Source organism: Bradyrhizobium manausense, from assembly GCF_018130615.1.
Taxonomy (GTDB): domain Bacteria; phylum Pseudomonadota; class Alphaproteobacteria; order Rhizobiales; family Xanthobacteraceae; genus Bradyrhizobium; species Bradyrhizobium manausense_A.
In genome coordinates this window covers 232,975-258,644 of record NZ_JAFCKB010000009.1, presented here as the reverse complement: position 1 = coordinate 258,644, position 25,670 = coordinate 232,975, and the positions used below count along the sequence as shown (strand labels likewise).

The 25,670-nt window shown below is 64.3% G+C and carries 23 protein-coding genes and 1 pseudogene; 16 read left to right on the top strand and 8 right to left on the bottom strand.

The features are described 5' to 3' along the window. The first annotated feature begins 1 nt into the window (after window position 1). Window positions 2–772 carry an ABC transporter ATP-binding protein gene (locus JQ587_RS19525; protein WP_212301334.1) on the top strand — a complete coding sequence of 257 codons (771 nt, stop codon included), beginning with the start codon at window positions 2–4 and terminating at the stop codon, window positions 770–772. A 3-nt stretch (window positions 773–775) separates the two neighbouring features. Continuing rightward, a complete protein-coding gene (locus tag JQ587_RS19520; protein WP_212426293.1) occupies window positions 776–1,879 on the top strand; it encodes an ABC-type transport auxiliary lipoprotein family protein in 1,104 nt (367 codons plus the stop codon). 13 nt (window positions 1,880–1,892) lie between these two features. Here the strand turns inward: JQ587_RS19520 and JQ587_RS19515 are convergent, their stop codons facing one another. Beyond that, complete coding sequence (locus tag JQ587_RS19515) at window positions 1,893–2,210, bottom strand: c-type cytochrome (RefSeq protein WP_212301332.1); 318 nt, start codon at window positions 2,208–2,210, stop codon at window positions 1,893–1,895. A gap of 157 nt (window positions 2,211–2,367) precedes the next feature. Here JQ587_RS19515 and JQ587_RS19510 point away from each other — a divergent pair, with 157 nt between their 5' ends. The 3 genes from JQ587_RS19510 (at window position 2,368) to JQ587_RS19505 (ending at window position 4,311) form a co-directional block, all read left to right on the top strand. Then, the gene (locus JQ587_RS19510; protein ID WP_433995267.1) at window positions 2,368–3,078 is read left to right on the top strand and encodes a Crp/Fnr family transcriptional regulator; all 711 of its coding nucleotides are present in this window, start codon (window positions 2,368–2,370) and stop codon (window positions 3,076–3,078) included. 97 nt (window positions 3,079–3,175) lie between these two features. Then, window positions 3,176–3,301, top strand: coding sequence for a hypothetical protein (locus JQ587_RS36915; protein WP_283815643.1), 126 nt, complete (start codon window positions 3,176–3,178; stop codon window positions 3,299–3,301). A 281-nt stretch (window positions 3,302–3,582) separates the two neighbouring features. Beyond that, complete coding sequence (locus tag JQ587_RS19505; RefSeq protein ID WP_212301330.1) at window positions 3,583–4,311, top strand: Crp/Fnr family transcriptional regulator; 729 nt, start codon at window positions 3,583–3,585, stop codon at window positions 4,309–4,311. Window positions 4,312–4,327: 16 nt separating this feature from the next. Here JQ587_RS19505 and JQ587_RS36700 read toward each other — a convergent pair. Then, window positions 4,328–4,505: pseudogene (locus tag JQ587_RS36700) on the bottom strand (cyclase family protein); the annotation flags it as partial. A gap of 551 nt (window positions 4,506–5,056) precedes the next feature. Between JQ587_RS36700 and JQ587_RS19500 the strand changes: the two are divergent. The 4 genes from JQ587_RS19500 to JQ587_RS19485 all read left to right on the top strand — a co-directional run bounded on the left by JQ587_RS19500 (window position 5,057) and on the right by JQ587_RS19485 (window position 8,809). Next, entirely contained in the window at window positions 5,057–6,028 is a 972-nt protein-coding gene (locus JQ587_RS19500; protein ID WP_212301329.1) for a TRAP transporter substrate-binding protein, read from the top strand. Window positions 6,029–6,092: 64 nt separating this feature from the next. Continuing rightward, a complete protein-coding gene (locus JQ587_RS19495) occupies window positions 6,093–6,641 on the top strand; it encodes a TRAP transporter small permease (RefSeq protein ID WP_212426292.1) in 549 nt (182 codons plus the stop codon). Then, window positions 6,632–7,924, top strand: coding sequence for a TRAP transporter large permease (locus tag JQ587_RS19490; RefSeq protein WP_212301327.1), 1,293 nt, complete (start codon window positions 6,632–6,634; stop codon window positions 7,922–7,924). Before JQ587_RS19495 ends, JQ587_RS19490 begins: the two co-directional genes overlap by 10 nt. 78 nt (window positions 7,925–8,002) lie before the next feature. After that, window positions 8,003–8,809 carry an SDR family NAD(P)-dependent oxidoreductase gene (locus tag JQ587_RS19485; protein WP_212301326.1) on the top strand — a complete coding sequence of 269 codons (807 nt, stop codon included), beginning with the start codon at window positions 8,003–8,005 and terminating at the stop codon, window positions 8,807–8,809. 13 nt (window positions 8,810–8,822) lie between these two features. On the opposite strand, the gene JQ587_RS19480 is transcribed toward JQ587_RS19485, so the two are convergent. The 4 genes from JQ587_RS19480 to JQ587_RS19465 are packed head-to-tail and all read right to left on the bottom strand — an operon-like array spanning window position 8,823 to window position 13,086. Further along, window positions 8,823–9,521 carry a molybdate ABC transporter substrate-binding protein gene (locus tag JQ587_RS19480; protein ID WP_212426291.1) on the bottom strand — a complete coding sequence of 233 codons (699 nt, stop codon included), beginning with the start codon at window positions 9,519–9,521 and terminating at the stop codon, window positions 8,823–8,825. After that, entirely contained in the window at window positions 9,518–11,650 is a 2,133-nt protein-coding gene (locus JQ587_RS19475; RefSeq protein ID WP_212426290.1) for a xanthine dehydrogenase family protein molybdopterin-binding subunit, read from the bottom strand. Before JQ587_RS19475 ends, JQ587_RS19480 begins: the two co-directional genes overlap by 4 nt. Beyond that, window positions 11,647–12,117: a (2Fe-2S)-binding protein gene (locus tag JQ587_RS19470; RefSeq protein ID WP_212426289.1), complete on the bottom strand. Its 471-nt coding sequence runs from the start codon at window positions 12,115–12,117 to the stop codon at window positions 11,647–11,649. The genes JQ587_RS19475 and JQ587_RS19470 overlap by 4 nt, the downstream gene beginning before the upstream one ends. Window positions 12,118–12,129: 12 nt before the next feature. Continuing rightward, window positions 12,130–13,086 carry a tripartite tricarboxylate transporter substrate binding protein gene (locus tag JQ587_RS19465; RefSeq protein ID WP_212426328.1) on the bottom strand — a complete coding sequence of 319 codons (957 nt, stop codon included), beginning with the start codon at window positions 13,084–13,086 and terminating at the stop codon, window positions 12,130–12,132. A 252-nt stretch (window positions 13,087–13,338) separates the two neighbouring features. On the opposite strand from JQ587_RS19465, the gene JQ587_RS19460 reads away from it, so the two are divergent. Next, entirely contained in the window at window positions 13,339–15,429 is a 2,091-nt protein-coding gene (locus JQ587_RS19460; protein WP_212426288.1) for a molybdopterin oxidoreductase family protein, read from the top strand. A gap of 133 nt (window positions 15,430–15,562) precedes the next feature. Then, the gene (locus JQ587_RS19455) at window positions 15,563–16,345 is read left to right on the top strand and encodes an enoyl-CoA hydratase/isomerase family protein (RefSeq protein WP_212426287.1); all 783 of its coding nucleotides are present in this window, start codon (window positions 15,563–15,565) and stop codon (window positions 16,343–16,345) included. 202 nt (window positions 16,346–16,547) lie between these two features. Here the strand turns inward: JQ587_RS19455 and JQ587_RS19450 are convergent, their stop codons facing one another. Continuing rightward, window positions 16,548–16,976, bottom strand: coding sequence for a GlcG/HbpS family heme-binding protein (locus JQ587_RS19450; RefSeq protein WP_212426286.1), 429 nt, complete (start codon window positions 16,974–16,976; stop codon window positions 16,548–16,550). Further along, window positions 16,969–19,980 carry an FAD-binding and (Fe-S)-binding domain-containing protein gene (locus tag JQ587_RS19445; protein WP_212426285.1) on the bottom strand — a complete coding sequence of 1,004 codons (3,012 nt, stop codon included), beginning with the start codon at window positions 19,978–19,980 and terminating at the stop codon, window positions 16,969–16,971. The genes JQ587_RS19450 and JQ587_RS19445 overlap by 8 nt, the downstream gene beginning before the upstream one ends. A gap of 197 nt (window positions 19,981–20,177) precedes the next feature. On the opposite strand from JQ587_RS19445, the gene JQ587_RS19440 reads away from it, so the two are divergent. From JQ587_RS19440 to JQ587_RS19420, 5 genes are all read left to right on the top strand, one after another. Next, the gene (locus JQ587_RS19440; protein WP_212426284.1) at window positions 20,178–21,377 is read left to right on the top strand and encodes a pyridoxal-phosphate-dependent aminotransferase family protein; all 1,200 of its coding nucleotides are present in this window, start codon (window positions 20,178–20,180) and stop codon (window positions 21,375–21,377) included. A 29-nt stretch (window positions 21,378–21,406) separates the two neighbouring features. Next, window positions 21,407–22,204, top strand: a complete 798-nt coding sequence (locus JQ587_RS19435) for an enoyl-CoA hydratase/isomerase family protein (protein ID WP_212426283.1) — start codon at window positions 21,407–21,409, stop codon at window positions 22,202–22,204. Between the two features lie 132 nt (window positions 22,205–22,336). After that, window positions 22,337–23,323: a Bug family tripartite tricarboxylate transporter substrate binding protein gene (locus JQ587_RS19430; RefSeq protein WP_212426282.1), complete on the top strand. Its 987-nt coding sequence runs from the start codon at window positions 22,337–22,339 to the stop codon at window positions 23,321–23,323. Between the two features lie 178 nt (window positions 23,324–23,501). Continuing rightward, the gene (locus JQ587_RS19425) at window positions 23,502–24,044 is read left to right on the top strand and encodes a tripartite tricarboxylate transporter TctB family protein (RefSeq protein ID WP_212426281.1); all 543 of its coding nucleotides are present in this window, start codon (window positions 23,502–23,504) and stop codon (window positions 24,042–24,044) included. An 11-nt stretch (window positions 24,045–24,055) separates the two neighbouring features. Next, on the top strand, window positions 24,056–25,573 hold the full coding sequence (locus JQ587_RS19420; RefSeq protein ID WP_212426280.1) for a tripartite tricarboxylate transporter permease: 1,518 nt from the start codon (window positions 24,056–24,058) through the stop codon (window positions 25,571–25,573). Window positions 25,574–25,670: the final 97 nt, after the last annotated feature.

Sequence of the window (25,670 nt, the reverse complement as noted above, 5' to 3'; positions counted from 1 at the left end):
GATGTCCCAACCGCAGGCAGAGTTCGCGATCCGGGTTCGGGATCTCATGGTCGGCTTCGGCCGCCAGACCGTGCTGGACCATCTGTCGCTCGACGTCCGCCGCGGCGAGATCCTCGGGCTGGTGGGCGCGTCCGGCGGCGGCAAGTCGGTGCTGATGCGCACCATCATTGGCCTCATTCCGCGTCGTAGTGGCTCCATCGAGATCATGGGGCAGCCGATCGGTGGCGCGCATGACCGCAGCACGGCCGCGACATGGGGCATCCTGTTTCAGCAGGGCGCGCTGTTCTCCTCCTTGACGGTCCGCCAGAACGTGCAATTCCCGCTGCGCGAAAATCTCACGCTGTCGCAGGAGCTGATGGACGAGATCGCAATCGCCAAGCTCGAGATGGTCGGGCTGCGTGCCGAGGATGGCGACAAATATCCTTCGGAACTGTCCGGCGGCATGACCAAGCGCGTCGCGCTGGCGCGTGCGCTCGCGCTCGATCCGCCGATCCTGTTTCTCGACGAGCCGACATCCGGCCTCGATCCGATCGCCGCTGGCGACTTCGATGCGCTGATCAGGACATTGCAAAAGACCCTGGGGCTCACCGTCTTCATGGTGACCCACGATCTCGCGAGCCTCACGACGGTCTGCGACCGTGTCGCCGCGCTTGCCGATGGCAAGATCGTAGCGATCGGTCCGATGCGCCAATTGCTGCAATCCGAGCATCCCTGGGTGCGGGCCTATTTCCACGGCAAACGCTCACAGATGCTACAACCACAAATGAGATAAGACATGGAAACCCGCGCTCCCTATGTGCTGATCGGCAGCTTCGTGCTGGCCACCATCGTCGCGGTGTTCGGCTTCGTCTATTGGCTGAACAACACCGGCGGCATCGGGCCGCGTACGAGTTACCACGTGCAATTCCAGGGGCCGGTGCCGGGACTTCTGGTCGGTGCCGGCGTGCTGTTCAATGGCATCCGCGTCGGCGAGGTGACCCAGCTTGGCCTTGCGCCCGATAATCCGCGCTTCGTCAACGCGACGATCTCGGTCGCCTCGACGACGCCGGTGCGCGCCGACACCAAGGTCGGGCTTGAATTCCAGGGGCTGACCGGCGTTCCGGTGGTGACATTGGAGGGCGGCATGATCGTCGCCAAATCCGGCGAGCAGCCCACCCTGATTGCCGAGGCCGGCGCGGGTCAGAGCATGACCCAGGCCGCGCGCGACGCCCTGCGGCGCGTCGATACCGTGCTGGAGGACAATTCCGGCCCGCTCAAGGACACCATCGCCAATTTCAAGACGTTCTCCGACGGCCTTGCACGCAACACCGGCAAGCTTGACGGCATTCTGGCGGGCCTCGAAAAGATGACGGGCGGAGGCGCGCCTGCGCAGAAGATCACCTATGATCTCCGCACGCCGCAAAATCTCGGACCGGCCGGCAAGACGCTGTCCGCGTCGCTGACCATCCCCGAGCCGACTGCCGTCGCGATGCTCCAGACGCAGCGGATGCTGTTCTCGCCGGTCGGCGACAACCCAGGCTTTGCCGAATTCCTCTGGGCGGACAGTATTCCAAAGCTGCTGCAGGCGCGGTTGATCGATAGTTTTGAAAATTACGATATTGCGCACGCTCCGCTCCGGACAGCCGACCTGGGACAGACGGACTATCAGCTTCTGATCGACATCAGGCGCTTTCGCATTGCCACAGACGGCGGGACCCGGGTCGAGATCGGACTGTCGGCGCGGATCGTCGACAAGAATGGCAAGGTGATCGCATCACGCCTGGTCGAGACCAATGAGAAGCTCGACAAGGTCGAGCCGACGGCCGCGGTCGCAGCGTTTGACGCGGCCTTCGCCCGTATCGCCAAGGAGTTGATCGGCTGGACGGTGCAGGCCGTGTGACAGCGCCAACGGGCTATTCGAGCGTCTTGAGATAGGACAGCAGGTCGTGGATCTGGTCCGGATCGAGCTCGAAGGCGGGCATGTCGGCGTGGCCGGTATAGATGCCTTCGGCGAGCGCTTCCTCGAGGGCATCAATCGGGTAGCGATGGTGCAGGGTTCGGAACGGGGGAGCCATCTTCAGCGGGCTCTCAGAACGACGGTCGATTGCGTGGCAGCGCGCGCAATTAGCCCGCGCGTAGGCTTTGCCGCGTTGTTCGGCATTCGGCGCGGCGAGCGCAGGAGTGATCAAAAGCAGCACGATCAAGCCGTGTCGCAGCGCGTTTTGCAGCATGGAGATTGGTCCCGTCGAACTGTTGACGCAGAATAGGGTGGGGATGGGCGTCAAAATTGATCTGGGTCAATCGGGTTTGACGCGATGCAGTAAAATGCACTCCGCGCGGTGGGCTCTGTGGGGTGCAGAGATCCGGTGACGCTTGGAGCGGTGGATGATGGCTTCCGTGACGATGATTGAGCCGAACGGCCATTTTTGCAGCGATTGCGCGGTGCGCGGCGTCGCGGTTTGTGCGTCGCTGGACCCGGCCGAGCTCAGGGAGTTCGAGCATCTCGGCCGCCGCGTTCATTTTGCCTCGGGAGAGACCGTGTTCTCCGAGGAGGACATTACGACCTCGTTCTTCAATCTCCTCGAAGGCGTCATGCGGCTCTACAAGCTGCTGCCCGACGGTCGTCGCCAGATCGTGGGCTTTGCCCTGCCCGGCGATTTTCTGGGAATGAACATGTCTGGCCGTCACAATTTTTCGGCCGATGCGATTGGTGCGGTGACCGTGTGCCAGTTCGCCAAGGTACCGTTCGGCCGCTTCATCGAAGACCGGCCGCATCTGCTCCAGCGGATCAACGAATTGGCGATCCGCGAGTTGAGCCAGGCGCGCGACCACATGGTCCTGCTCGGCCGTCGCTCGGCGGACGAAAAGGTCGCGACATTTCTGCTCGGCTGGCGCGGGCGGCTGGTCTCGCTCAGGGGATCGTCGAATACGGTTCCACTTCCAATGAGCCGGCAGGACATTGCAGACTATCTTGGCCTGACCATCGAGACCGTGAGCCGCACCTTTACCAAGCTGGAACGGCACGGAGCGATCGAGATCGTCCATGGCGGAATCAACCTGCGTGATGCCGCGCGAGTTGAGGCGTTGGCTGCAGCCTGAAGCTTGGCTCTCGCGGAGTGCCCGCCGATTTGATCCGGATCAATGACGCCAATCGGGCGCCGCAAATAATACCCGGAACAACATTTGGGAGGGCACGATGCCGATTGATGCGCTGCTGGTGGCCATTGCCGTTCTGACCATGTTCGTCGTATTCGGCGCAGCGCTGGCTTGGGCGGACCGACAAACCAGCTCAGGGCGGCTCGATTCGGACGCGAAGCGCTGAATTTCCTGAGATAACCGTCGGCATGTCGACACGCCCGTCGCGGTCTCTCCCATAATCACTGAGGACCGTCCTTCGGCGCTCCGGTTCCCCGTGAGTTGCCATCCCTGCAACTTTGCATGGCCCGAATCGCGTCAGCGCACCCTGCGGATGCGTTTTCCGTGGCGCGATTGCGGCATTCTCACGGTGTTTGCCTCAAATTGTGCCCATGCTTTCCGGTTGAAAAGCCGGGCAACGTTGACTACGCAGGAACTCCAGTGCCTCGCAGTCTTAGGAGTCCCGGCGTGCCTCAGGACAAGACCGGCGACCCCCGACAGTCGTCGGGCAACAAACTGTCAGTCCTGCGCAAGCATCCGATCTTCGCAGATCTGGATCCGGAAGCGCTCGATCAGCTCTGCCGCTACGCCAAGCACACCACGGTCAAGCGCGGGGCGACGATCGCTGCCAAGGGCGACCCCGGAAACAATTTGTTCGCGGTGATCTCCGGAACAGTGAAGATTTCGTCTTCTTCGCCCGATGGCCGAAACGCCATTCTCAACCTGATCGGTCCGGGGGAAATCTTCGGCGAGATCGCCGTACTCGATGGTGCACCGCGGTCGGCGGATGCGACCGCCAACACCAATTGCGAACTCTACATCATCGACCGCCGCGACTTCCTGCCGTTCGTGAAGAGTCAGCCGGCGCTGGCGATGAAATTCATCGAATTGCTGTGCGCGCGGCTGCGCTGGACCAGCCAGCAGGTCGAGCAGGTGATCCTGCAGAATCTACCGGGTCGGCTGGCGAGCGCGCTGCTGGGTCTGACCGAGGAACGCAAGCTCGACTCCGGTAGCGGCACGCTCGCGATCACCCAGCAGGAGATCAGCGAGATGGTGGGGATGACGCGCGAGAGCATCAACAAGCAGTTGCGCGCCTGGGCCGGACGAAACTGGGTGCGCCTCGAGCACGGCGCCATCGTCGTCCTCGATACCGATGCATTGCGCGAACTCGCCGAGAGTGGCCTCGACGGCGAGTGATGTCGCCGGTCTGGCCGTCGATGATGGCGCCCGCGCGGGTCCAGCCAGCGGATGCACATTCGATCTTCACCGGGGAAGCATGAGAGCGTGAATCCGGTCGAGGGCACTTCCTCGAGATTATGCCGCTTCTCGATTGGCAATAGCCGATGTTGCCGCCCCGCCTTATGGCCTTTCCCGATCTGGCCGGCATCTTGTTTCGGCACGCTCTCTCACTCGCTTATTCGGGAAAACGAAACAATCCGCCGATTGGCGGTCCAGGCACCGAATGGTCGATCAATGCAACTCCAGCATTGATCGATGCCGGATTTGGCTTGGACTCAGAATGTCGCCCGCCCTAGGGACGACATTGGCGACATCGCGTCGGTGGCGGCGCGTTCGTACAGGATGAGGCAATCGTCTCGCCCGAACCCCAAGCCGCAACCAATAGCGGTCGAGCACAAAACCAGAGGGACGTCCATGGATACGATGAGCATCGTTACCGCGCATCCGGCATTGGCCGATGGCGCGGTCCGATTGCCGGGGGGCCGGCACTTGCCGCACTGGTGCACCGCAGGAGCGGGCGCGATGAGCGTCGCACTGTCCGGGCAGAGATCGCCAACCAGCCCAATTCACTCGACACCGCCGCGCTATCCTACGAAGGTGGTGCAGTTGCAACGCTTGACTCCACACCTGAAGTGGAGCGACGCAAGGCGGTCCCGCAGCACCAGCCCAACGACGACATAATCAACTCAGGAGGAAGCCCCAGATGAAGACACTAATCGGTATCATCGCAGCCGCTGCACTGGCGGTCACGGCGCCGTTCGCGACTGCGCGCGATTTCCGCTCCGCCGACGTCCATCCGGCCGACTATCCGACGGTCGAAGCCGTCAAGTTCATGGGCAAGCAGCTCGCGACGGCGAGCGGCGGCAAGCTTGGCGTGAAGGTGTTTCCCAACGGCGCCCTCGGCTCGGAGAAGGACACCATCGAGCAGCTCAAGATCGGCGCGCTCGACATGATGCGGATCAACGCATCGCCACTGAACAATTTCGTGCCGGAAACCGTCGCCTTGTGCTTGCCCTTCGTCTTCCGCGACACCCAGCACATGCGCACCGTTCTTGATGGTCCAATCGGCGACGAGATCCTCGCTGCCATGGAGCCTGCGGGGTTGATCGGTCTCGCATACTACGACAGCGGCGCGCGGTCGATTTACACCGTCAAGGCACCGGTCAAGTCGCTTGCGGACCTCAAGGGCCTGAAGATCCGCGTGCAGCAGTCCGACCTGTGGGTCGGCATGATCGAGAGCCTCGGGGCCAATCCGACGCCGATGCCGTATGGTGAGGTCTACACCGCCCTCAAGACCGGGCTGGTCGACGCCGCCGAGAACAACTGGCCCTCCTACGAGTCCTCGCGCCACTTCGAGGCCGCCAAGTTCTACAACGTCACCGAGCATTCGCTGGCGCCCGAAGTCCTCGTGATGTCCAAGAAGGTCTGGGACACGCTCAGCAAGGAGGATCAGGCAATGATCCGCAAGGCGGCCAAGGAATCGGTGCCTGTCATGCGCAAGCTCTGGGACGAGCGTGAGCAGGCTTCCCGCAAGACCGTCGAGGCGGCCGGCGTTCAGGTCGTCACGATCGCCAACAAGCAGGAGTTCGTCGATGCGATGAAGCCGGTCTACGCCAAGTTCGCCGGCGACGACAAGCTGCAGAGCCTCGTCAAGCGGATCCAGGCCACGAAGTAAGACCATAACGCATCGGATCCGGCGCCGGCGCGAGGCGGCACCGGGCCCTTGCAAGGAGACGCTGATGACAGACCCTCACGTCGCAGACCACGAGCAGGAGGTAGCCGGACGGCCGTCTACCGGTCTGCTTACGCGGGTCAACGCTCCCATCGCTCGGCTCGGCATGTATCTGTCCGTGACCGGACTGCTCATCATCGTCACCATCGTGTTCTACCAGGTGTTCGGGCGCTACGTGCTCAACTCAAGCCCGACCTGGACTGAAAATCTCGCGCTGGTCCTGATCCTGTACGTCACGCTGATTGGCGCCGCCGTCGGCGTGCGCGACGCCGGACACATCGGCATGGACAGTCTGCTGGTGATGCTTCCCGACCGTTTGCGTGAGAAGATCGAGCTCGTGATCCACGTCCTGGTGGCAATTTTCGGCGTTGCGATGGTCTACAATGGCTGGATTCTCGGAGCGTCGGTCGGGACCGTTCATATCCCCAACCTTGGCCTGCCCGAGGTCGTCCGCTACGTGCCGCTGATCATCTCCGGCGTCCTGATCGTCTCCTTTTCCATCGAGCACATCATTGCTCTCCTGCGCGGCGAAGAGGTCGTCCCCTCATGGAACTGATTATTCTCGGCGCCACGTTTTTCGGCTTCCTCGTCCTCGGCGTTCCGGTCGCCTTCGCGATCGGCCTCTCCGCGATTTGCACCATCCTCTATGAAGGCCTGCCGGTCGCCGTCATCTTCCAGCAGATGATGTCGGGGATGAACATCTTCTCTTTCCTGGCGATCCCGTTCTTCGTCTTCAGCGGTGAGCTGATGCTGCATGGCGGCGTTGCCGACAAGATCGTGCAGCTGGCCAAGAATCTCGTCGGCCACATCCGCGGCGGCCTCGGCATGTCGAACGTGGTCGCCTGCACGCTGTTCGGCGGCGTCTCGGGCTCGCCCGTCGCCGACGTGTCGGCGATGGGCGCGGTGATGATCCCGATGATGAAAAAGGAAGGGTTCGACACCGACTACGCCGTCAACGTCACCACCCACGCCTCGCTGGTCGGAGCGTTGATGCCGACCAGCCACAACATGATCATCTATGCGCTCGCCGCCGGGGGCAAGGTCTCTATCGGCGCGCTGATCGCGGCTGGTCTTCTGCCGGCGCTGGTGTTGATGGTTTGCATGCTGGTCGCCGCTTACGCGGTCGCGGTCAAGCGCGGCTATCCGGCCGGCAAGTTTCCGGGTTGGGCCGAGGTTGTCCGCTCGTTCGCGGCCGCTCTGCCCGGCCTCTTGATCGTTGGCATCATCCTGACGGGCATCCTGTCCGGCGTCTTCACGGCCACTGAATCGGCCGCTGTTGCCGTCACCTACACGATCGTGCTGACGTTCTTCATCTACCGGACCATGACCTGGAGCAACTTCCTGCACGCGGCCGCCAAGGCGGTGAAGACGACCGGCGTGGTGCTGCTGCTGATCGGCGTCTCCACCATGTTCCAGTATCTGATGGGCCTCTATGAGGTCGCCGACTTCGCCGGCGACCTGATGAGCAAGGTGTCCACGCAGCCCTGGATGATCTTCCTGCTGATCAACGTCATCCTGTTCGTGCTCGGTACGTTCATGGACATGGCGGCGACCATCCTGATCTGCACGCCGATCTTCCTGCCGATCGCGATGAAGGCGGGCATGGATCCGGTGCAGTTCGGCATGCTGATGCTGATCAACTGCGCTCTCGGGCTGAACACCCCACCGGTCGGAACGACGCAGTTCGTCGGTTGCGCCATCGGCGGCATCTCGGTGGGCGCGGTGATGCGCACCATCTTGCCGTTCTACGCCGCGCTGATCGCGGCGCTGATGTTCGTGACCTACGTCCCGGCGTTCTCGCTGTGGCTGCCCCGTCTGCTGATGGGCTACAAGGGATAGCTGTCGTGCATTCGCCGGCATTGGCCGGCGAACCGCGCTTGCGATAGTTTGCGTCACAGCAACAGGGAGAATCTGTCCGTGACTGATTATCGCAAGCTCTTCGATCTCACCGGCAAGACGGCCGTGGTGCTCGGCGCCGCCTCGGGCATCGGCAAATCGTCGGCCGAGGCGCTCGCCGGGCTCGGTGCCCGCGTCGTCTGCGCCGATCGCGCGCTCGACGCAGCCGAGGCGACCGCTGCGGGCATTCGCGACAAGAGTGGCTGGGCGGAAGCTGCGAGTTGCGATGCTTCGAGTGCTGCGGACGTCAATGCGCTCGCCAAGACCGTGATGCAGAAATTTCCGCGGCTCGACATCGCTGTGACGACGCCCGGGCTCAACATCCGCAAGACCATCCTCGACTACACCGAGGAGGATCTCGATCGCGTTCTCAACCTCAACGTCAAGGGTACGGTCTGGTTCTTCCAGGCGTTCGGCCGCATCATGGTCGAGCAAAAGGGCGGCAGCATCATCGCCTGTTCCTCAGTGCGCGCGGTGACCATCGAGCCGGGTCTCGGAGTCTACGGCTCGACCAAGGCGGCGATCGGCCTTTTGGTGAAGGGCTTTGCCTCCGAGGTTGGCCATGCCGGGGTGCGCGTCAATGCGATCGCACCGAGCATCGTGGAGACCGCGCTGACCAGTCCGTTCAAGCAGCGGCCCGACATCTACAATCTCTACGCCGGCCACACCGTGTTCAATCGGTGGAGCCGCGCTGACGAGGTCGCAACAGCCGTGGCCTATCTCGCCTCGGATGCCGCAAGCTATGTCAGCGGCAGCACGCTGTTCGTGGACGGCGGCTGGACCGGGGTCGACGGTCCGCCGACCGGTCTGACTCAGTTGCATAAATAAATAGGGTTCGCATCTATCCGGCAAAGCCGATGCGCCGGCGCAATTCCCTGTGGTCTGCGCCGGAGAGCAGCGCGATCAACGCCGCGGCCTCTTTCGGATACGTCGCCTTCGTGGCAATGCCGGCCGTGTACATCGTCGTCAGCTCGCTTCCCGGCGGCAGCGGACCGGAGAGCGCGATGCCGTCAGTTGCGATGATCTCGGTCGCCTGCGTGCATCCGATCGGCCGCGTCGCGGTGGACGAGGCCAGCTCGCGCATCGCCGTTGCGCCGTTCGGAAATATCTTCAGGCGCGAGGCGACCTCATAGGCGATGCCGAGCTGATCCAGCACTTTCGCGACGTGCTGGCCGGCGGTCGAGGCTTTGGTGTCGGGAACGTAGATGGCGTCTGCGGACCGGAGCACCTCGCGCAGATCGGCTTCCGTCCTTACGGTCACCTTGGGATCGCGATTGCGAACGGCGAGGGCGGTTTCCACCCGGCCGACATCCGCGATCGAGGAGGGCGTGACCAGCTTCTCCGCCGCCAGTTTTGCGAGCAGCGCCTGCGTCAGGATCAAGAGATCGGCCGGCGTACCTGCGCGCAGCTTGTCCGCCATCACGCCGACGGCGCCGAACTCACCGTCGATGTCGAAGCCGGTTTGGGCCTTGAAGGCCTCGGCGAGACCACGCACCAGGCCTTGCGCCGCGCCACCGCTCAGAATGTTCACTGTCGTCACGATGCAAGCTCCATGGCTGCGATGATTCTGTCACGCGTGATCGGCAGATCGCGCACGCGCACGCCGAGACAATCGTGGACCGCGTTCGCGATGGCCGCCGTCACCGGGCCGTGCGCGGCTTCACCTGCGCCGACGGGCTCGATTTCCGGCCGCTGGATGATCTCGACATCGACTGCCGGCACCTCGGTGAAGGTCAGGATCGGATAGTCCGTCCACGAGGTTGATGTGATGCGCGTCCGGTCGAAGCGGACACGTTCCTTCAGCACCCAACTCGTCGCCTGGATCGCGCCGCCCTCGATCTGGTTGATCACGCCGTCCGGATTGATGGCCTCGCCGACGTCGACCGCAAGCGTCAGCCGCTTCACGCGGATGTCTTCGGCGCCTTCGATCTCGGCGATGACAGCGCAATACGCGCCCGTGTTCTTGTAACGGGCAAAGCCGACGCCGTGACCGATGCCGGACTGCTTCGCGGGCTTCCAGCCTGCGCGTCGCGCGGCAGCACGGATGACCTCGCATGCCCGCTCGTCGCGAAGGTGCCGCAGGCGAAACGCGATCGGGTCTTCGCCGCGCAGGGCCGCGATTTCGTCGAGCAGGGATTCGATCGCGAATACGTTGCCTTGCGCACCGAGAGTCCGCAGCGCCGAGGTGCGCACCGGCATGGTCAACAAGCGATGACTCGTGATGGTCCAAGCCGGAAAGTCGTAGAGCGGGACGGAATTGCGGTCTCCTCCGCCGCCATTGGCGGTCGGCGGATTTGTCGAGATCATGCGCGGATAGGGATTTGCTATCTCGCTCGCCGCCAGCAGGGCAGGCTGCGTCGCGCGCCCTGGCCGCGCCGTGTGGCCGTTGCTCCAGATCGCATGGCGCCAGCTGATGATCTCGTTATCTGGGTCGAGATCGGCCTCGATCTCGATCGCCATCGCGGCACCAAACGGCGCGTGGGACATCTCGTCGTGGCGCGACCATTGCACCCGCACTGGACGACCGCCGACAGCCTTTGCCAGCAACACGGCATCAAGCGCGACATCGTCGGCCGCATTATGTCCGTAGCAACCGGCGCCCTCCATGTGCTCGACGACGATGTTTTCGGCCGGCAGCTCGAGCACGATGGCGAGATCGGCGCGCAGCAGATAGACGCCCTGGCTGTGGGTCCAGACATGGACACGATCACCGTTCCATTGCGCCATCGCACAGGACGGTGCGATCGAGGCGTGGGCGATGTAGGGGCGGGTGTACTGCCGCCGGAGCGTGCAGGCCGCCTTTCCTGATGCGGGGGCTGCCCTGGTATCGATGACGGTGCTCTCGACCGGCCCGCTTCTCAGGAAGCCCGCCAGATCGGTCTCATTGGGGAGCGGCTCTCCGGCCGACCATGTGGCGCCCTTGCGCAAGGCTTTCAGCGCGGCTTCCGCGGCGGCCTCGCTGTCGGCGACGACGCCCGCAAAGCCGCCATCGCAGACGACCGCGATCAGCCCGGGCGCGGCGCGCGCAGTGGCTTCGTCGAGCGCGATCAGCTTCGCGCCCGAGACGTCCGGCCGCAGGATGCGTCCGTGCACGAGCCGCGGCAGCGCGTGATCGTGAAGGAAGCGCGGCCGCGCGAACACCTTGTCGGGAATGTCGACGCGTTGCATGGAACGTCCGGCCACCGTGCGCCTGGCCACAGTCTTCGCCGAAGCGCCGGCGGCAGTATCATGGTTGAGCGAAACGTCGTCTGCGAGCTCCCAATAGCTGGTCCTGACATTGCCGGGGCCCATGATCGTGCCATCCTCGACGCCGAGCAGCGATGCATCGACGCCGAGACGTTCGGATGCTGCCGCGAGGAAGCGTTCGCGCACCTCGGCGCAGGCGTGACGCAGCGCGCGGCCGGATTGCTGGATCGACAGGCTGCCGGAGGTGACGCCCTCGTTCGGGCTGGTCGCGGTCGAGGCGCGGATCATCTCGATCCGACTTATCTCGACGTCGAGCTCGTCCGCCGCGATCTGCGCCAGTGCCGTGACAATGCCTTGGCCGATCTCGACCTTGCCGGGCGAGATCGCCACGCGCCCTTCGCCGGTGAACCTCACCCAGGACGACAGTCTTGGATTGGCCGCCAGGCTGGCCGGCAGTTTCGGGGCAGGGGACGGAGCAGTCATGATGCCGCCATCTCCGAGGCCGCCCGCAGCACGGCCCGCACCATGCGGTTATGCGATCCACAGCGGCACAAATTGCGATCGAGCGCTGCCCTGACCTCCATCTCCGTCGGCGACGGATTGCGCTGCAGCAGCGCCGCCGCGCTGATCAGGATTCCCGAAACGCAATAGCCGCATTGCATCGCCTGCTCGGTTATGAAGGCGCGTTGCAGCGGATGCGGCTGCTCCACTGTTCCGAGGCCCTCTACCGTGACGACGTCCCTGTCGGCGACCGACCACATCGGCATCTCGCAGGACGCCATCGCGTGGCCGTCGACCATCACGTAACAAGCTCCGCATTCACCGGCCCCGCAGCCGAAATGCGGACTGGTGACGCCGAGCCGGTTGCGCAGAATGTCGAGCAGCGTCTGATCGGGATCGGCATCCACACCAAGGTTCGCGCCGTTGAGCCGAAATTGAATGGCGGGCATGGCAGCACGGCCTCAGGACTTGTCGAACTTCTTGACGACATCAGCCCATTTCGCGATGTCGCCGCGCAGGAATTTGTCGAATTCTTCCGGCGTCATCGACATGGGCAGGGCACCCTGCTCAGTCCAGAGTTTGACGATGTCCGGCCGCTTCACCATCGCGTTCACGGCGGCGTTGAGCTTGTCGATGACCGGCTTGGGCGTGCCCACTGGGGCCATCAGGCCGAGCCAGATCGTCGCCTCGTAGCCCGCGACACCGGCCTCGCCGGCAGTCGGCACCTTCGGCAGTACGGTCGAGCGCTGCCGGCCGGTGGTCGCGAGTGCGCGGACCTGGTTCTCTCCGATGTTCGGCGCCATCGCCGGCACGGCGTCGATCATCATTTGCACCTGGCCGCCGATCACGCCGCTGCGGGCCTCGCCGCTGTTGCGATAGGGGACGTGGACAACATTGAGGCCGGCCATCGCTTTGAACAGCTCGCCGGCCATGTGGTAGGGCGTGCCCTGGCCGGATGAGGCGTAATTGAGCTTGCCCGGCTGCGATTTGGCGAGCGCAATGAACTCCTGCAGCGTTTTTGCCGGAACTTGCGGGTTCACCACGATGACGAGATCGGAATAGTTCACCGGTGCGATCGGCGCGAGGTCGCGCATCAAATCGTATTTGCGTTGCTCCGGCGTCAGCAATGATTCATTTGCGGTCTGGGTATTGGACATCATCAGCAGCGTGTAACCGTCGGCCGGCGACTTCGCCGCCTCTACCGTGCCGATGACGCCGCCCGCGCCTGTCCGGTTTTCGACCACGAAGGGTTGGCCAAAGCGCTCCTGGAGCGCCTGACCGATCAGCCGGGCTGCGACGTCGGCCGGCCCCCCTGCGCCGAACGGCACGACGATGCGGACCGCATGCGCAGGATAATCTTGCGCCAGGGACGGGTTTGCGGGGAATAGGGTGAGCAGGCCGGCGGCCAGCGCCAGCATCAATCGTCGGGCCGTCACACCCACCTCCCTGAACTCGTTTTTGTTGGCCGGCACTGTAGCGGCAGCAGCCGCGGACTGTCGACGCCTTACAATGTCGATTCCGGCCGGAATATCGGCCTCGTTTCGGTGTGGCAGCGGGGCATTTCGCGGTCGCGGAAGGAACAGGCCGCGCGCTGGCTTTGAGCATTTTGCATGGGCATTGCCGGATAAAGGCCCTCGGCTGCCCGGTATTTTGGTGTTACGAAATTGGCCATGAACCAGCACGCCAAGATCGAGATCCGTCACTCCACCTGTCCGCATGATTGCCCGTCGGCCTGTGCGCTCGACGTCGAGGTGGTGGAAGGCCGCAGCATCGGCCGTGTGCGGGGCTCGAAGAAGCAGACCTACACGGCTGGTGTGGTCTGCGCCAAGGTTGCGCGCTATGCCGAGCGCATCCATCACGTTGAGCGGGTGATGTATCCGCTGCGCCGGACTGGACCGAAGGGTTCCGGGCAGTTTGCGCGGATCAGCTGGGATGAGGCGCTGGACGAGATCGCCGATCGTTTCAATCAAGCCGAGCGCGAGTTCGGCGCGGAGTCGATCTGGCCGTATTACTACGCGGGCACGATGGGCCTGGTGATGCGGGACGGTCTCAATCGCCTCACACATGTCAAAAAGTATTCGCGCTTCTACCAGACCATCTGCGCCAATGTCGGGCGCATCGGTTTTGCGATCGGCACCGGCAAGATCGCCGGCGTCGATCCGCGCGAGATGGCGCTGTCTGACCTCGTCGTGATCTGGGGCACCAATCCCGTCAACACGCAGGTCAACGTGATGACGCACGCCGCGCGTGCGCGGAAGGAGCGCGGCGCGAGGATCGCGGCCGTCGACATCTACGACAACGAGACCATGAAGCAGGCCGACATCAAGATCCTGCTGCGGCCCGGCACCGACGGCGCGTTCGCCTGCGGCGTGATGCATGTTCTTTTTCGCGACGGCTATGCCGACCGGGCCTATATGGACAAGTACACCGATTGTCCGAATGAGCTCGAGGCGCATCTGAAGGCGCGCACCCCCGAATGGGCCTCCGCTATCTCCGGCGTACCGGTGGCGGAGATCGAGGCCTTTGCCAAGGCCGTCGGCGAGACCAAGCGGACGTTCTTCCGTCTCGGCTACGGCTTCACGCGTTCGCGTAACGGGGCAATGCAGATGCATGCGGCAAACTGCGTTCCCGCCGTGACCGGTGCGTGGCAGTATGAAGGCGGCGGCGCCTTCTTCAACAATTACGCGCTCTGGCACTTCAACGAGTCCGTCATCGAAGGCCATGACGCGATCGACAAGACGATACGCGCGCTCGACCAGTCGCAGGTCGGCCGCATCCTCACCGGCGATGCCGAGGCTCTGCTCGGCAAGGGCCCGGTCAAGGCGATGCTGATCCAGAACACCAACCCGATGACGGTGGCGCCGGAGCAGGCGCTGGTCCGGCAGGGGTTTGCGCGCGAGGATTTGTTCGTCGCGGTGCACGAACAGTTCATGACCGAGACGGCGCTGATGGCCGACATCGTGCTGCCGGCAACCATGTTCATGGAGCATGACGATCTCTATTACGGCGGAGGCCATCAGCACATCTCGGTCGGCCCCAAGCTGATCGATCCGCCCGGTGAATGCCGCTCCAACCACCAGCTGTTGCAGGCGCTGGCGCCGCGGCTTGGCGCGCAGCATCCGGGCTTCGAGATGACGCCGCGCGAATTGATCGACACGACACTGAAGCTCAGCAACCATGGCGACATCGCCGGTCTCGAGGCCGACATCTGGCGCGATTTGCAGCCGGACTTCCGCACCTCGCATTATCTCGATGGCTTCGCTCATCCCGACAAGAAGTTTCATTTCAAGGCTGACTGGGCGCATCCGCCGTTCGGCCAGACCATGGGCGATTTCGACAAGATGCCTTCGCTGCCGGACCATTGGGCGGTGATCGAGCATACCGATCAGGCCCATCCGTTCCGGCTCGCGACCAGCCCGTCGCGCAGCTTCCTCAACACCACCTTCAACGAGACCCCGTCCTCGCAGGCGCGTGAAGGCAAGGCGAGTGTGATGATCCATCCCTCGGATGCTGCCGCGCTCGACATCGCCGATGGCGATGCCGTGACGCTCGGCAATTCGCGCGGCGAGACCACGCTGACGGCCGTGCTGTTCGACGGCGTGCGCCGTGGCGTGCTGATCGCGGAGTCCGTGCACCCGAACAAAAATCATATCGGCGGCCGCGGCATCAACATGCTGACCGGTGCGGACACGATTGCTCCGATCGGCGGCGCTGCGTTCCACGACAATAAGGTCTGGATCAGGAAGGCGTCTGCGGCCTGAGCTGCGTTCGCGCTTCAATCGGCCGCAGATTTGCGTCGAGGCGCTAAAGCGGCGCAATCCTAACAGATTGGCCTTGCACCTCGTACCCGAGCTGCCGCAAATGGCTGCAAACCGGGAGCAAGGATTGAACCGCATGGCCGACACCACAAGCGTCATCACCGAGAAGCGCGGGCAGGCGTTCTGGATCACGATCAACCGGCCGGAGAAGCGCAACGCGCTGAACGGCGACGTCATCGCGGGCATCACGCGCGGCTATCGCGACGCACATGAGGACAAGGACGTCCGCGTCATCGTGCTGACCGGCGCCGGCGACAAGGCGTTTTGCGCCGGCGCCGATTTGCAGAATTCCGGTGCGGCGTTCGCGATGGATCATTCCAGGCCGAATGTCGATTACGCCGATCTGTTGCGCCTGTCGCAGAACGCGACCAAGCCCGCGATCGCGCGCGTCGGCGGGGTCTGCATGGCCGGCGGCATGGGCCTGCTGTGCATGACCGATATGGCGATTGCGGCAGATCATGTCATCTTCGGCTTGCCGGAGGTCAAGGTCGGGGTGTTTCCGATGCAGGTGCTGAGCCTGTTGCAGGAGATCGCGCCGCGACGCCTCGTCAACGAATGGGCGCTCACCGGCGAGCCGTTTGACGCAAAAGCCGCGCAGGCGGCGGGCCTGCTCAACTACGTCGTGCCCGCGGCCGAGCTCGACGCCAAGGTCGACTGGCTGATCGGCCGCATCGTCGACAAATCCCCGACCGCGATCCGCCGCGGCAAATACGCCATGCGTGCCATCGCTGCGATGTCGTTCGATGAGAGCATCGCCTACACCGAAAGCCAGATCGCACTTCTCGCGATGACCGAGGACGCCAAGGAAGGGCTGAAGGCGTTCGGCGAGAAGCGGAAGCCGGTCTGGACGGGAAGGTAGAGGGGAGGCGCGCTCCGGCACCTCAAGAAGCGAGAAAACAACCCCATGCACAGTAGAGCTGGGGTTGAAACGCTTGGAGGATTTTCGGTCTTACCGAAAATCGCTTGCTCCGTCGGGCAAAACAGGTGTATCAAGGCAAAATCGGCTTCGCGCCTGACGTCATTCGTCGGCACGCGCCAAGTGGCGCGCCCGGAATGACGAGCTAGCCCGCGTTGGCCTTCAGGCCAGCCGCCTGGATGCCGGCCACAGCGCACGCTTCGTCATTGTCGGACGTGTCGCCGGACACTCCCACCGCGCCAAGCAGCGTCGGGCCGTCCATGATCAGCACCCCGCCGGGGACCGGCACCAGCGCGCCCTTGGCGATGGTGTTCACGGCGTCGATGAAATAGGCCTGCTCCTGGGCCCGCTGGTACAGCGCGCGCGAGCCCATGCCCATGGCGAGCGCGCCATAGGCCTTGCCGTGGGCGATCTCGGCGCGCATCAGGCTGGTGCCGTCCTGCGCGGCGGCGATCTTGAGCACGCCGCGGGCGTCCAGGATGGTGACGACCAGCGGCTTCAGCTTCAGCTCGGTGGACTTTGCGAAGGCGGCGTCGAGGATTTTTCGGGCGGTGTCGAGCGTGAGATTAGCCATGGCTGGGTTCCTTTGCGATCGGGTTGGTTATGGATTGGGTCTCGGCGCGATCGAGGCTCATCGCCAGCACGCGAGCGACGTGAAGCGCCTCGCGCTGCGCGCCGTCGTGGATCTGGTGGCGGCAGGAGGTGCCGTCGGCGACGACCAGCGTGGTCTGGCCCGCGCGCCTTACGGCCGGCAGCAGCGACAGCTCGGCCATCTCGATCGAGGCGTCATAGGTCTCGGTGCCATAGCCGAACGCGCCGGCCATGCCGCAACAGCTCGATTCGATCGTCTCGACCTCGAGGCCGGGGACGAGCCGCAGCACCTGCTCGACCGGCTTGAACGCGCCGAAGGATTTTTGATGGCAATGGCCGTGCACCATGGCCTTGTCGGCGACGGTGCTGAGCGGCAATTGCAGCCTTCCGGCTTCCGCCTCGCGCACCAGGAATTCCTCGAAGGTCAGGGCATGGGCGCCGACCGCCTTGGCGTCGTCGTCCTTGCGCAGCGACGCCAGCTCGTCGCGGAGCGTCAGCAGGCAACTCGGCTCGAGGCCAATGATGGGCACGCCGCGTGCGGCAAAGGGCGCGAAGGCGGCGACGAGACGGTCGAACTCGGACCTGGCCTCGTCGACGAGCCCTGCGGAGAGGAAGGTGCGGCCGCAGCAGAGCGGGCGGCTGCCGCTCGCAGGTCTTGGCAGGTGCACGCGATAGCCGCCGGCCGTCAGCACGCGCAGCGCGGCCTCGAGGTTCTCGCGCTCGTAGATACGATTAAACGTGTCGGCGAACAGCACGACCTCGCGGCCGGCGGCCGGTCCGACGCTCTCGGCCGGCGGCACAAAGACGTCGCTGCGGAAGGCGGGCAGGGCGCGGCGCGCGCTGATGCCGGCGAAGCGCTCGAACAGCTTTCGGAGCAGCGGGCTGCGGTTGCGCAAATTTGCCAGCGGCGCGAAGCGCGAAGCGAGGCTGGCGTAACGCGGGAGGTAGCCCACGAGGCGATCGCGCAGCGTCAGGCCATGCGAGGCAGCGCGTGCCGCGAGCACCTCGATCTTCATCTTGGCCATGTCGACGCCGGTCGGGCATTCGTGGCGGCAGGCCTTGCAGGAGACACAGAGTTTGAGTGTCTCCATCATCTCGTCGGAGGACAACGCATCGGGGCCGAGCTGGCCGGAGATCGCGAGCCGCAGCGTGTTCGCGCGACCTCGCGTGACGTCCTTCTCGTTGCGCGTGGCGCGATAGGACGGGCACATCACGCCGCCCTCGAGCTTGCGGCAGGCGCCGTTGTTGTTGCACATCTCGACTGCGCCCTGGAAACCGCCGCCGGCGCCGGGATAGGCCGACCAGTCGAGCTTCGTCTTCAGCTCCTTGACGCGATAGTCGGGCTTGAAGCGGAACAGCGAGCGGTCGTCCATTCTGGGCGCGTCGACGATCTTGCCGGGGTTGAGTACGCCATCGGGATCGAAGCGGTGCTTCACCTCGCGGAAGTCGGCGACGAGGCGCTCGCCGAACATGCTCTCGTGGAATTCGGAGCGCATCAGGCCGTCGCCATGCTCGCCGGAATGCGAACCCTTGTATTCGCGCACCAATGCGAAGGCTTCCTCGGCGATGGCGCGCATCGCCTTGACGTCCTTCTCCAGCTTCAAATTCAGCACGGGCCGCACATGCAGGCAGCCCTCGGAGGCGTGCGCATACATCGTGCCGCTGGTGCCGTGCTTGGCAAACACCTCGTTCAGGCGTGCCGTGTAGTCGGCGAGGTGCGGCAGTGGCACGGCGCAGTCCTCGACGAAGGAGACGGGCTTGCCCTCCTGCTTCATCGACATCATGACGTTGAGCCCGGCTGCGCGGAAATCGGCGATGCCGCTCTGCAAGGCGGGTTCGGTGATCTCGACCACGCCACCCCATTTGCGGGTGTCGTTGGTCCAGGCGAAGCCGAGATCGCCCATCAGCTCACCGAGTTGCTTGAGGCGCGCGAGGTTGTCGGCCTGGTCCTCTTCTGCGAACTCGACCACCAGTACTGCGTCCGGATCGCCCTTGATCGCGGCGGAGATGATCGGGCGGAACATCGCGATGTCGCGGCCGAGCGCGAGCATGGTGCGGTCCACCAGCTCGACCGCGATCGGCTTCAGCTTGACCAGATGCTGGGCCGCATCCATCGCCTCGTAGAAGCTGCCGAAATGGCAGACGCCGAGCGCCTTGTTGCGGATCACCGGCCACAGCTTCAGCTCGACCTTGGTGGTGAAGGCGAGGGTGCCTTCGGATCCGACCAGCAGATGCGCGATGTTGTTGCGCGCGTTGCGCGGCGTGAGCGCATCGAGATTGTAGCCGCCGACGCGGCGCTGCACTTTGGGAAAGCGCGCCGCGATCTCGTCGGCCTCGCGCGCGCCGAGATCGAGCATGTCGCGGAACAGCGCGCGCATGGTCTGGCCGGCGTCGCTGTCCGAGAGATCGCGCGAGACCTCGCCGAACCGGCTCAGCGTGCCGTCGGCCAGCGAGGCCTCCATCGACAGCGTGTTGTCGCGCATGGTGCCGTAGCGAAGCGAGCGGCCGCCGCAGGAATTGTTGCCGGCCATGCCGCCGATGGTGGCGCGCGAGGCCGTGGAGACGTCGACCGGGAACCACAGGCCATGCTTTTTGAGCTGCCGGTTGAGGTCGTAGAGCACGATGCCGGGCTCGACCACGCAGGTCCGGCCCGCGACGTCGAGCGACAGGATGCGGTTCAAGTGCTTCGAGAGATCGACGACGAGCCCGTCATTGACGGTCTGACCGCATTGCGAGGTGCCGCCGCCGCGCGGGGTGACCTTCACCCCCTCGTCGCGAGCGATCGCCAGCGCCCGCAGGGCCTCGTCCATGGTCTTGGGGACGACCACGCCGGAGGGCACGATCTGGTAGAACGAGGCGTCCGTGGCGTAGCGGCCGCGGCTGAAGCGATCGAACAGGACGTCGCCGCTGACTTCCCGGGCAAGACGAGCCGCCAGACGGTCCGTTTGGACCGATTCCGGTGATTTTCCAGCCACTTCCGCCGCCATGGTCCGCTCTCGCCTGTTCGCCGGCACCGTCTTGCCTCCCGTGACGGCCCTTGGCAAGCGAGCCCTGCTTCTTGTGCATTGACGGACCCCGTCGGGCGAGGGACAAGCCCGGCGAATAGTGATATGCGAGCGGCTCGCCGGAGCCCAATGCGGGCCACGCTCGAGCAAGACAGCCTCAAAGACCGGGAAGGACGCCTATGACCGTGCATACTGGAAGGCATTTTCTCCAGATTCCAGGACCGACCAACGTGCCCGACCGCGTGCTGCGGGCGATGGACATGCCGACGCTGGATCATCGCGGTCCGGAGTTCGCCGAGCTCGGTTTCGCGGTTCTGGCCTCGATGCAGCGGGTGTTCCGCACCAAGCAGCCCGTCATCATCTTCCCGTCGTCGGGCACCGGCGCCTGGGAAGCGGCGATGGTCAACGTGTTCGCGCCCGGCGACAAGGTCCTGATGTGCGAGACCGGCCAGTTCGCCGTGCTGTGGCGCGGCATCGCCGACAAGTTCAAGCTCGACGTCGACTTCATCCCGAGCGACTGGCGCCATGGCGCCGACCTGGCCGAGATCGAGAAGCGCCTCGTTGCCGACAAGCAGCACGCGATCAAGGCGGTCTGCGTCGTCCACAACGAGACCTCGACCGGTTGCGTCACGCCGCCGCTCGAGGTGCGCAAGCTGCTCGACCGCGTCAAGCATCCGGCGCTGTTGATGGTCGACACCATCTCCGGCCTCGGCTCGATGGAGTACGAGCACGACGCCTGGGGCATCGACGTCTCGGTCGCGGGCTCGCAGAAGGGCTTGATGCTGCCGCCGGGTCTCGGCTTCAACGCCGTCTCGGAGAAGGCGCTCAATGTCGCCAAGGCCAATCCCGGCATGCGCTCCTATTGGGATTGGCAGGAAGTCATTTCCTTCAACAAGCTCGGCACCTTCCCCTATACGCCCGCGACCAATCTGCTCTACGGGCTGCGCGAAGCGGTGAAGATGCTCGAGGAAGAAGGTCTCGAGAACGTCTGGTCCCGCCACAAGCGCCACAGCGCGGCGACGCGCGCGGCGGCCAAGGTCTGGGGCCTGGAGACGCAGTGCGTGGATCCCGCCGCGCATTCGCCGGCGCTGACCGGCGTACGCGTGCCCGACGGTCACGACGCCGACGCCTTCCGCAAGGTGGTGCTGGAGAACTTCGACATGTCGCTCGGCACCGGCCTGAACAAGGTCAAGGGCAAGGTGTTTCGCATCGGCCATATCGGCCATTTCAACGACCTGATGCTGATGGGCACGCTCGCCGGCGTCGAGATGGGCCTGGATCTTGCAAAGATTCCGCACCGGAGCGGCGGCGTGCTGGCGGCCATGGACGTGCTGAAGGGGCGCGATGCGGTGCCGATGACGAAGGCTCAGGTGGCCTGAACGATCCAACTTGAAGAAGTGAGCGCGCGATGAACTTACCTGCGACTGCTAACGAAGACCTGCTCTACGCCATCACGGACGGCATCGCGCGGATCACCTTCAACCGCCCACAGGCGCGCAACGCCATGACCTTCGCCATGTATGACCGCATGGCGGAGATCTGCCAGGAGATCAACGCCGATCGCTCGATCAAGGCGCTGATCCTCACCGGCGCCGGCGACAAGGCATTTGCCTCCGGCACCGATATCTCCCAGTTCCGTGCTTTCAAGACCGCGCAGGACGCGCTCGACTACGAGGCACGGATCGACCGCGTGCTCGGCACGCTCGAGCAGTGCCGCGTGCCCGTGATCGCGGCCATCGCGGGCGCCTGCACCGGCGGCGGCGCCGGCATTGCCGCCTGCTGCGATCTTCGCATCGGCACCGAGACGACGCGGATGGGCTTCCCGATCGCGCGCACGCTCGGCAACTGCCTGTCGATGTCGAACATCAGCCGCGTCGTTTCGCTGGTGGGGCCCGCCCGCACCAAGGACCTGATCTTCAGGGCACGCCTGGTCGAGGCGCAGGAAGCGCTGTCGCTCGGCCTGCTCACCGAGATCGTTCCTGATGTCGAGACGCTGCAGCGTCGCGCCGACGAGACCGCAAAACTCGTCGCGAGCCATGCGCCGCTCACGCTGGAAGCAACCAAGGAAGCCGTGCGCCGCATCCGCCGCACGCTCTCGCGCGAAGAGGGCGAGGACCTGATCCTCAAGGCCTATATGAGCGAAGATTTCCGCGAGGGCATGGACGCCTTCCTCAACAAGCGCACGCCGGTCTGGAAGGGCAAGTAGCGCCCGCGTCGTCAGCCGAAAGTCATATGCGGCGGAAGGCCCGCCTGCTTGAACTCGCGATCTTTAGTCCGCACAATGCACCGATAAAATTCCCGGCATCACAAAGCCAATAATAACCAGGGGACGAAACTCGTGCGAATTCCATTGAAAGCCGTCGGAGCTGCGACGGCCTTGCTGTTGAGCGCGCCCGCCTTTGCCGGCTGGGAACCCACCAAGCCGGTCGAGATCGTAGTGGCGGCGGGCGCCGGCGGCGCCTCCGACCAGATGGCGCGGATGATGCAGGCCGCGATCCAGAAAAACAATCTGATGAAGCAGCCGATGGTGGTTTCGCTCAAGGGCGGTGCGTCGGGTGCGGAAGCACTGATGTACATGAAGTCCAGCGAGGGCGATCCGAACAAGGTGCTGATCGCCTATTCGCTGATCTACATGCTGCCGCTGTCGGCGAAGATCCCGTTCAACTGGCGCGAGCTGACCCCGGTCTCGGTGATTGCGCTCGACCAGTTCGTGCTGTGGGACAACAGCGCCGGCCCCAAGACGGTGAAGGAATTCGTCGCGGCCGCAAAGGCCGCGAGCGCACCGTTCAAGATGGGCGGCACCGGCTCCAAGCGCGAGGACCACGTGCTGACCGTCTTCCTCGAGCAGAAGACCGGCGCGAAATTCTCCTACCTGCCTTACAAGTCCGGCGGCGAGGCCGCGACCCAGCTGGTCGGCAATCACACCGAATCCAACGTCAACAACCCCAGCGAAAACCTCGAGGTCTGGCGCGCCGGCCAGGTGCGTCCGCTCTGCGTGTTCGACAAGGAGCGCATCTCCTACACCACCAAGGTGACGGACACGCAGTCCTGGGGCGACATCCCGACGTGCAAGGAGGAAGGCGTCGACGTCCAGTATCTGATGCTGCGCGCGATGTTCCTGCCCGGCAAGGTCACGCCGGAGCAGCAGGCATTCTATGTCGAGCTCTTCCACAAGGTGACGCAGACCGCCGAGTACAAGGATTACATGGAGAAGCAGGCGTTGAAGCCGATCTTCCTGACCGGCAAGGATATGGTGCAATTCCTCGAAGAGGACGATGCCACCAACAAGTCGCTGATGACGGAAGCCGGTTTCGTTGCGAAGTGATCATCTTTACCTCGCCCCGCTTGCGGGGAGAGGTCGCATCGCATCGTCAGATGCGATGCGGGTGAGGGGGACTCTCCGCGAGTCCGACTTTCACCGTCCCCGTTGAGACTCCCCCTCACCCTAACCCTCTCCCCGCAAGCGGGGAGAGGGGATCGGCCGCAGCGTTTGTTGTTAGAGCATGTCCCAAACCGATCTTGAAATCGTCGTCGACGATCCGACCGCGCCTGAAGACGACTCGCCTTCCGTCGTTTCCTCCGGCACGATCGAGATATTCGTTTGTCTTCTTTTGCTGGCGCTCGCCGCCACGCTTGGCTACGACAATTGGCGCACCGGCGCCTCCTGGGATTCGACCGGGCCCGAGCCTGGCTATTTTCCGTTCTATCTGTCGATCGTCCTTGGCGGTGCCAGCCTCTACGGCGTGATCGTCGCGCTGCTGGCGCGCAGCGGGGCCGCTGGGACTTTCATCACGCGCGCGCAGGCCCGCCGCGTGATGGCTGTGTTCGTGCCGACGCTGCTGTTCTGCCTGGTGACGCAGTTCCTCGGCCTCTATGTCGCGAGCTTCCTTTTGATTGCGGGCTTCATGCGCATGATCGGCAAGATCGCGCTGTGGAAGTCGCTGCTCACCGCCTTCCTGTTCACGGCGATCATGTTCGTCACCTTCGACATCGCCTTCGACGTCATCATGCCAAAGGGACCGCTCGAAGCGGCCTTCGGCTACTAGGTGGGCCCCCGATGGAAGCTTTCGGTCTCCTGCTTCACGGCTTCGCCGTCCTGCTGACGTGGAAGACGCTCGTGCTGATGATGGTCGGGCTGGTGCTCGGCATCTTTGTCGGCGTGCTGCCGGGGCTCGGTGGCCCCAACGGCGTCGCGATCCTGCTGCCGCTCACCTTCACGATGGATCCGACCTCGGCGATCGTGATGCTATCCTGCATCTATTGGGGCGCGCTGTTCGGCGGCGCGATCACCTCGATCCTGTTCAACATCCCGGGTGAAGCCTGGTCGGTCGCGACCACCTTCGATGGCTATCCGATGGCGCAGCAGGGTAGAGCAGCGGAGGCGCTGACCGCGGCGTTCACGTCGTCCTTCATCGGCTCGCTGGTCGCGGTGCTGTTGATCACCTTCCTTGCGCCGATGATCTCGTCCTTTGCGCTGAAGTTCGGGCCGCCCGAGTTCTTCGCGGTGTATCTGCTGACCTTCTGCTCCTTCGTCGGTCTCGGGCGCGAAGCCAAGCACAAGACGGTCATTTCGATGTCGCTCGGCCTTCTGCTCGCCGGCGTCGGCATGGACACGGTGTCGGGCCAGTTGCGCATGACCTTCGGCTCCGCCGAGCTGTTGCGCGGCATCAACTTCCTCGTCGCCGTCATCGGCCTGTTCGGCATCAGCGAGATCCTGCTGACGATGGAGGAGCGGCTGGCACTGCGCGGTCACGCCGCGAGCATCTCGCTGCGCGTGGTGCTCGGCGTCTGGAAGGATCTGCCGAAATACTGGGTGACGCTGCTGCGCTCCTCCTTCATCGGCTGCTGGCTCGGCATTACCCCGGGCGGCGCGATCGCGGCGTCCTTCATGGGCTACAATCTCGCCAAGCGCTTCGCCAAGGAGCCCGAGAGTTTTGGCAAGGGCCGCATCGAGGGTGTGTTCGCGCCGGAAACCGCAGCGCATGCCTCCGGCACCTCGGCGCTGCTGCCGATGCTGGCGCTCGGCATCCCCGGCTCCGGCACCGCGGCCATCCTGCTCGGCGGGTTGATGGTGTGGGGGCTCAATCCAGGCCCGCTGCTGTTCGTCGAGCACAAGGATTTCGTCTGGGGCCTGATCGCGTCGATGTATCTCGGCAATGTCGTCGGCCTCGTGCTGGTGCTGACGACGGTGCCGATCTTCGCTTCGATCCTGCGCGTGCCGTTCGCGGCGGTGGCGCCGATGATCGTGGTGTCCTGTGCGATCGGCGCCTATGCGATCCAGAACGCGATGTTCGACATCTGGCTGATGCTCGGCTTCGGTGTCGTCGGCTACGTCTTCAAGAAGATCGGCATTCCGCTGGCACCGTTCACCCTTGCGCTCGTGCTCGGCAACCGCGCCGAGGACGCCTTCCGCCTGTCGATGATCGGCTCCGGCGGCGACCTCAAGGTGTTCTGGTCGAACGGTCTGGTCGGCTCGATCACGACGCTGGCGATCGTGCTGCTGTTCTGGCCAGTGATCGACGGGCTGCTCGCCCGCGTCGGATGGACGCAGCGGACCAGGACGACATCGCCTTAGCCCGACGAGATAATTTCTTTCAGAATCAATTGCATGGTGGGGTGGTGGTGTTCCGGTGCGGGCGCCACTTCAAATCGATTGTTTCTGAATGTTGCCA

Excerpts from the sequence above, each read along its gene's own strand:
- JQ587_RS19525 (WP_212301334.1), top strand. The coding sequence starts at position 2 with ATGTCCCAACCGCAGGCAGAGTTCGCGATCCGGGTTCGGGATCTCATG.
- JQ587_RS19520 (WP_212426293.1), top strand. The coding sequence starts at position 776 with ATGGAAACCCGCGCTCCCTATGTGCTGATCGGCAGCTTCGTGCTGGCC.
- JQ587_RS19515 (WP_212301332.1), bottom strand. The coding sequence starts at position 2,210 with ATGCTGCAAAACGCGCTGCGACACGGCTTGATCGTGCTGCTTTTGATC.
- JQ587_RS19510 (WP_433995267.1), top strand. The coding sequence starts at position 2,368 with ATGGCTTCCGTGACGATGATTGAGCCGAACGGCCATTTTTGCAGCGAT.
- JQ587_RS36915 (WP_283815643.1), top strand. The coding sequence starts at position 3,176 with ATGCCGATTGATGCGCTGCTGGTGGCCATTGCCGTTCTGACCATGTTC.
- JQ587_RS19500 (WP_212301329.1), top strand. The coding sequence starts at position 5,057 with ATGAAGACACTAATCGGTATCATCGCAGCCGCTGCACTGGCGGTCACG.
- JQ587_RS19495 (WP_212426292.1), top strand. The coding sequence starts at position 6,093 with ATGACAGACCCTCACGTCGCAGACCACGAGCAGGAGGTAGCCGGACGG.
- JQ587_RS19490 (WP_212301327.1), top strand. The coding sequence starts at position 6,632 with ATGGAACTGATTATTCTCGGCGCCACGTTTTTCGGCTTCCTCGTCCTC.
- JQ587_RS19475 (WP_212426290.1), bottom strand. The coding sequence starts at position 11,650 with ATGACTGCTCCGTCCCCTGCCCCGAAACTGCCGGCCAGCCTGGCGGCC.
- JQ587_RS19470 (WP_212426289.1), bottom strand. The coding sequence starts at position 12,117 with ATGCCCGCCATTCAATTTCGGCTCAACGGCGCGAACCTTGGTGTGGAT.
- JQ587_RS19465 (WP_212426328.1), bottom strand. The coding sequence starts at position 13,086 with ATGCTGGCGCTGGCCGCCGGCCTGCTCACCCTATTCCCCGCAAACCCG.
- JQ587_RS19460 (WP_212426288.1), top strand. The coding sequence starts at position 13,339 with ATGAACCAGCACGCCAAGATCGAGATCCGTCACTCCACCTGTCCGCAT.
- JQ587_RS19455 (WP_212426287.1), top strand. The coding sequence starts at position 15,563 with ATGGCCGACACCACAAGCGTCATCACCGAGAAGCGCGGGCAGGCGTTC.
- JQ587_RS19450 (WP_212426286.1), bottom strand. The coding sequence starts at position 16,976 with ATGGCTAATCTCACGCTCGACACCGCCCGAAAAATCCTCGACGCCGCC.
- JQ587_RS19445 (WP_212426285.1), bottom strand. The coding sequence starts at position 19,980 with ATGGCGGCGGAAGTGGCTGGAAAATCACCGGAATCGGTCCAAACGGAC.
- JQ587_RS19440 (WP_212426284.1), top strand. The coding sequence starts at position 20,178 with ATGACCGTGCATACTGGAAGGCATTTTCTCCAGATTCCAGGACCGACC.
- JQ587_RS19435 (WP_212426283.1), top strand. The coding sequence starts at position 21,407 with ATGAACTTACCTGCGACTGCTAACGAAGACCTGCTCTACGCCATCACG.
- JQ587_RS19425 (WP_212426281.1), top strand. The coding sequence starts at position 23,502 with ATGTCCCAAACCGATCTTGAAATCGTCGTCGACGATCCGACCGCGCCT.
- JQ587_RS19420 (WP_212426280.1), top strand. The coding sequence starts at position 24,056 with ATGGAAGCTTTCGGTCTCCTGCTTCACGGCTTCGCCGTCCTGCTGACG.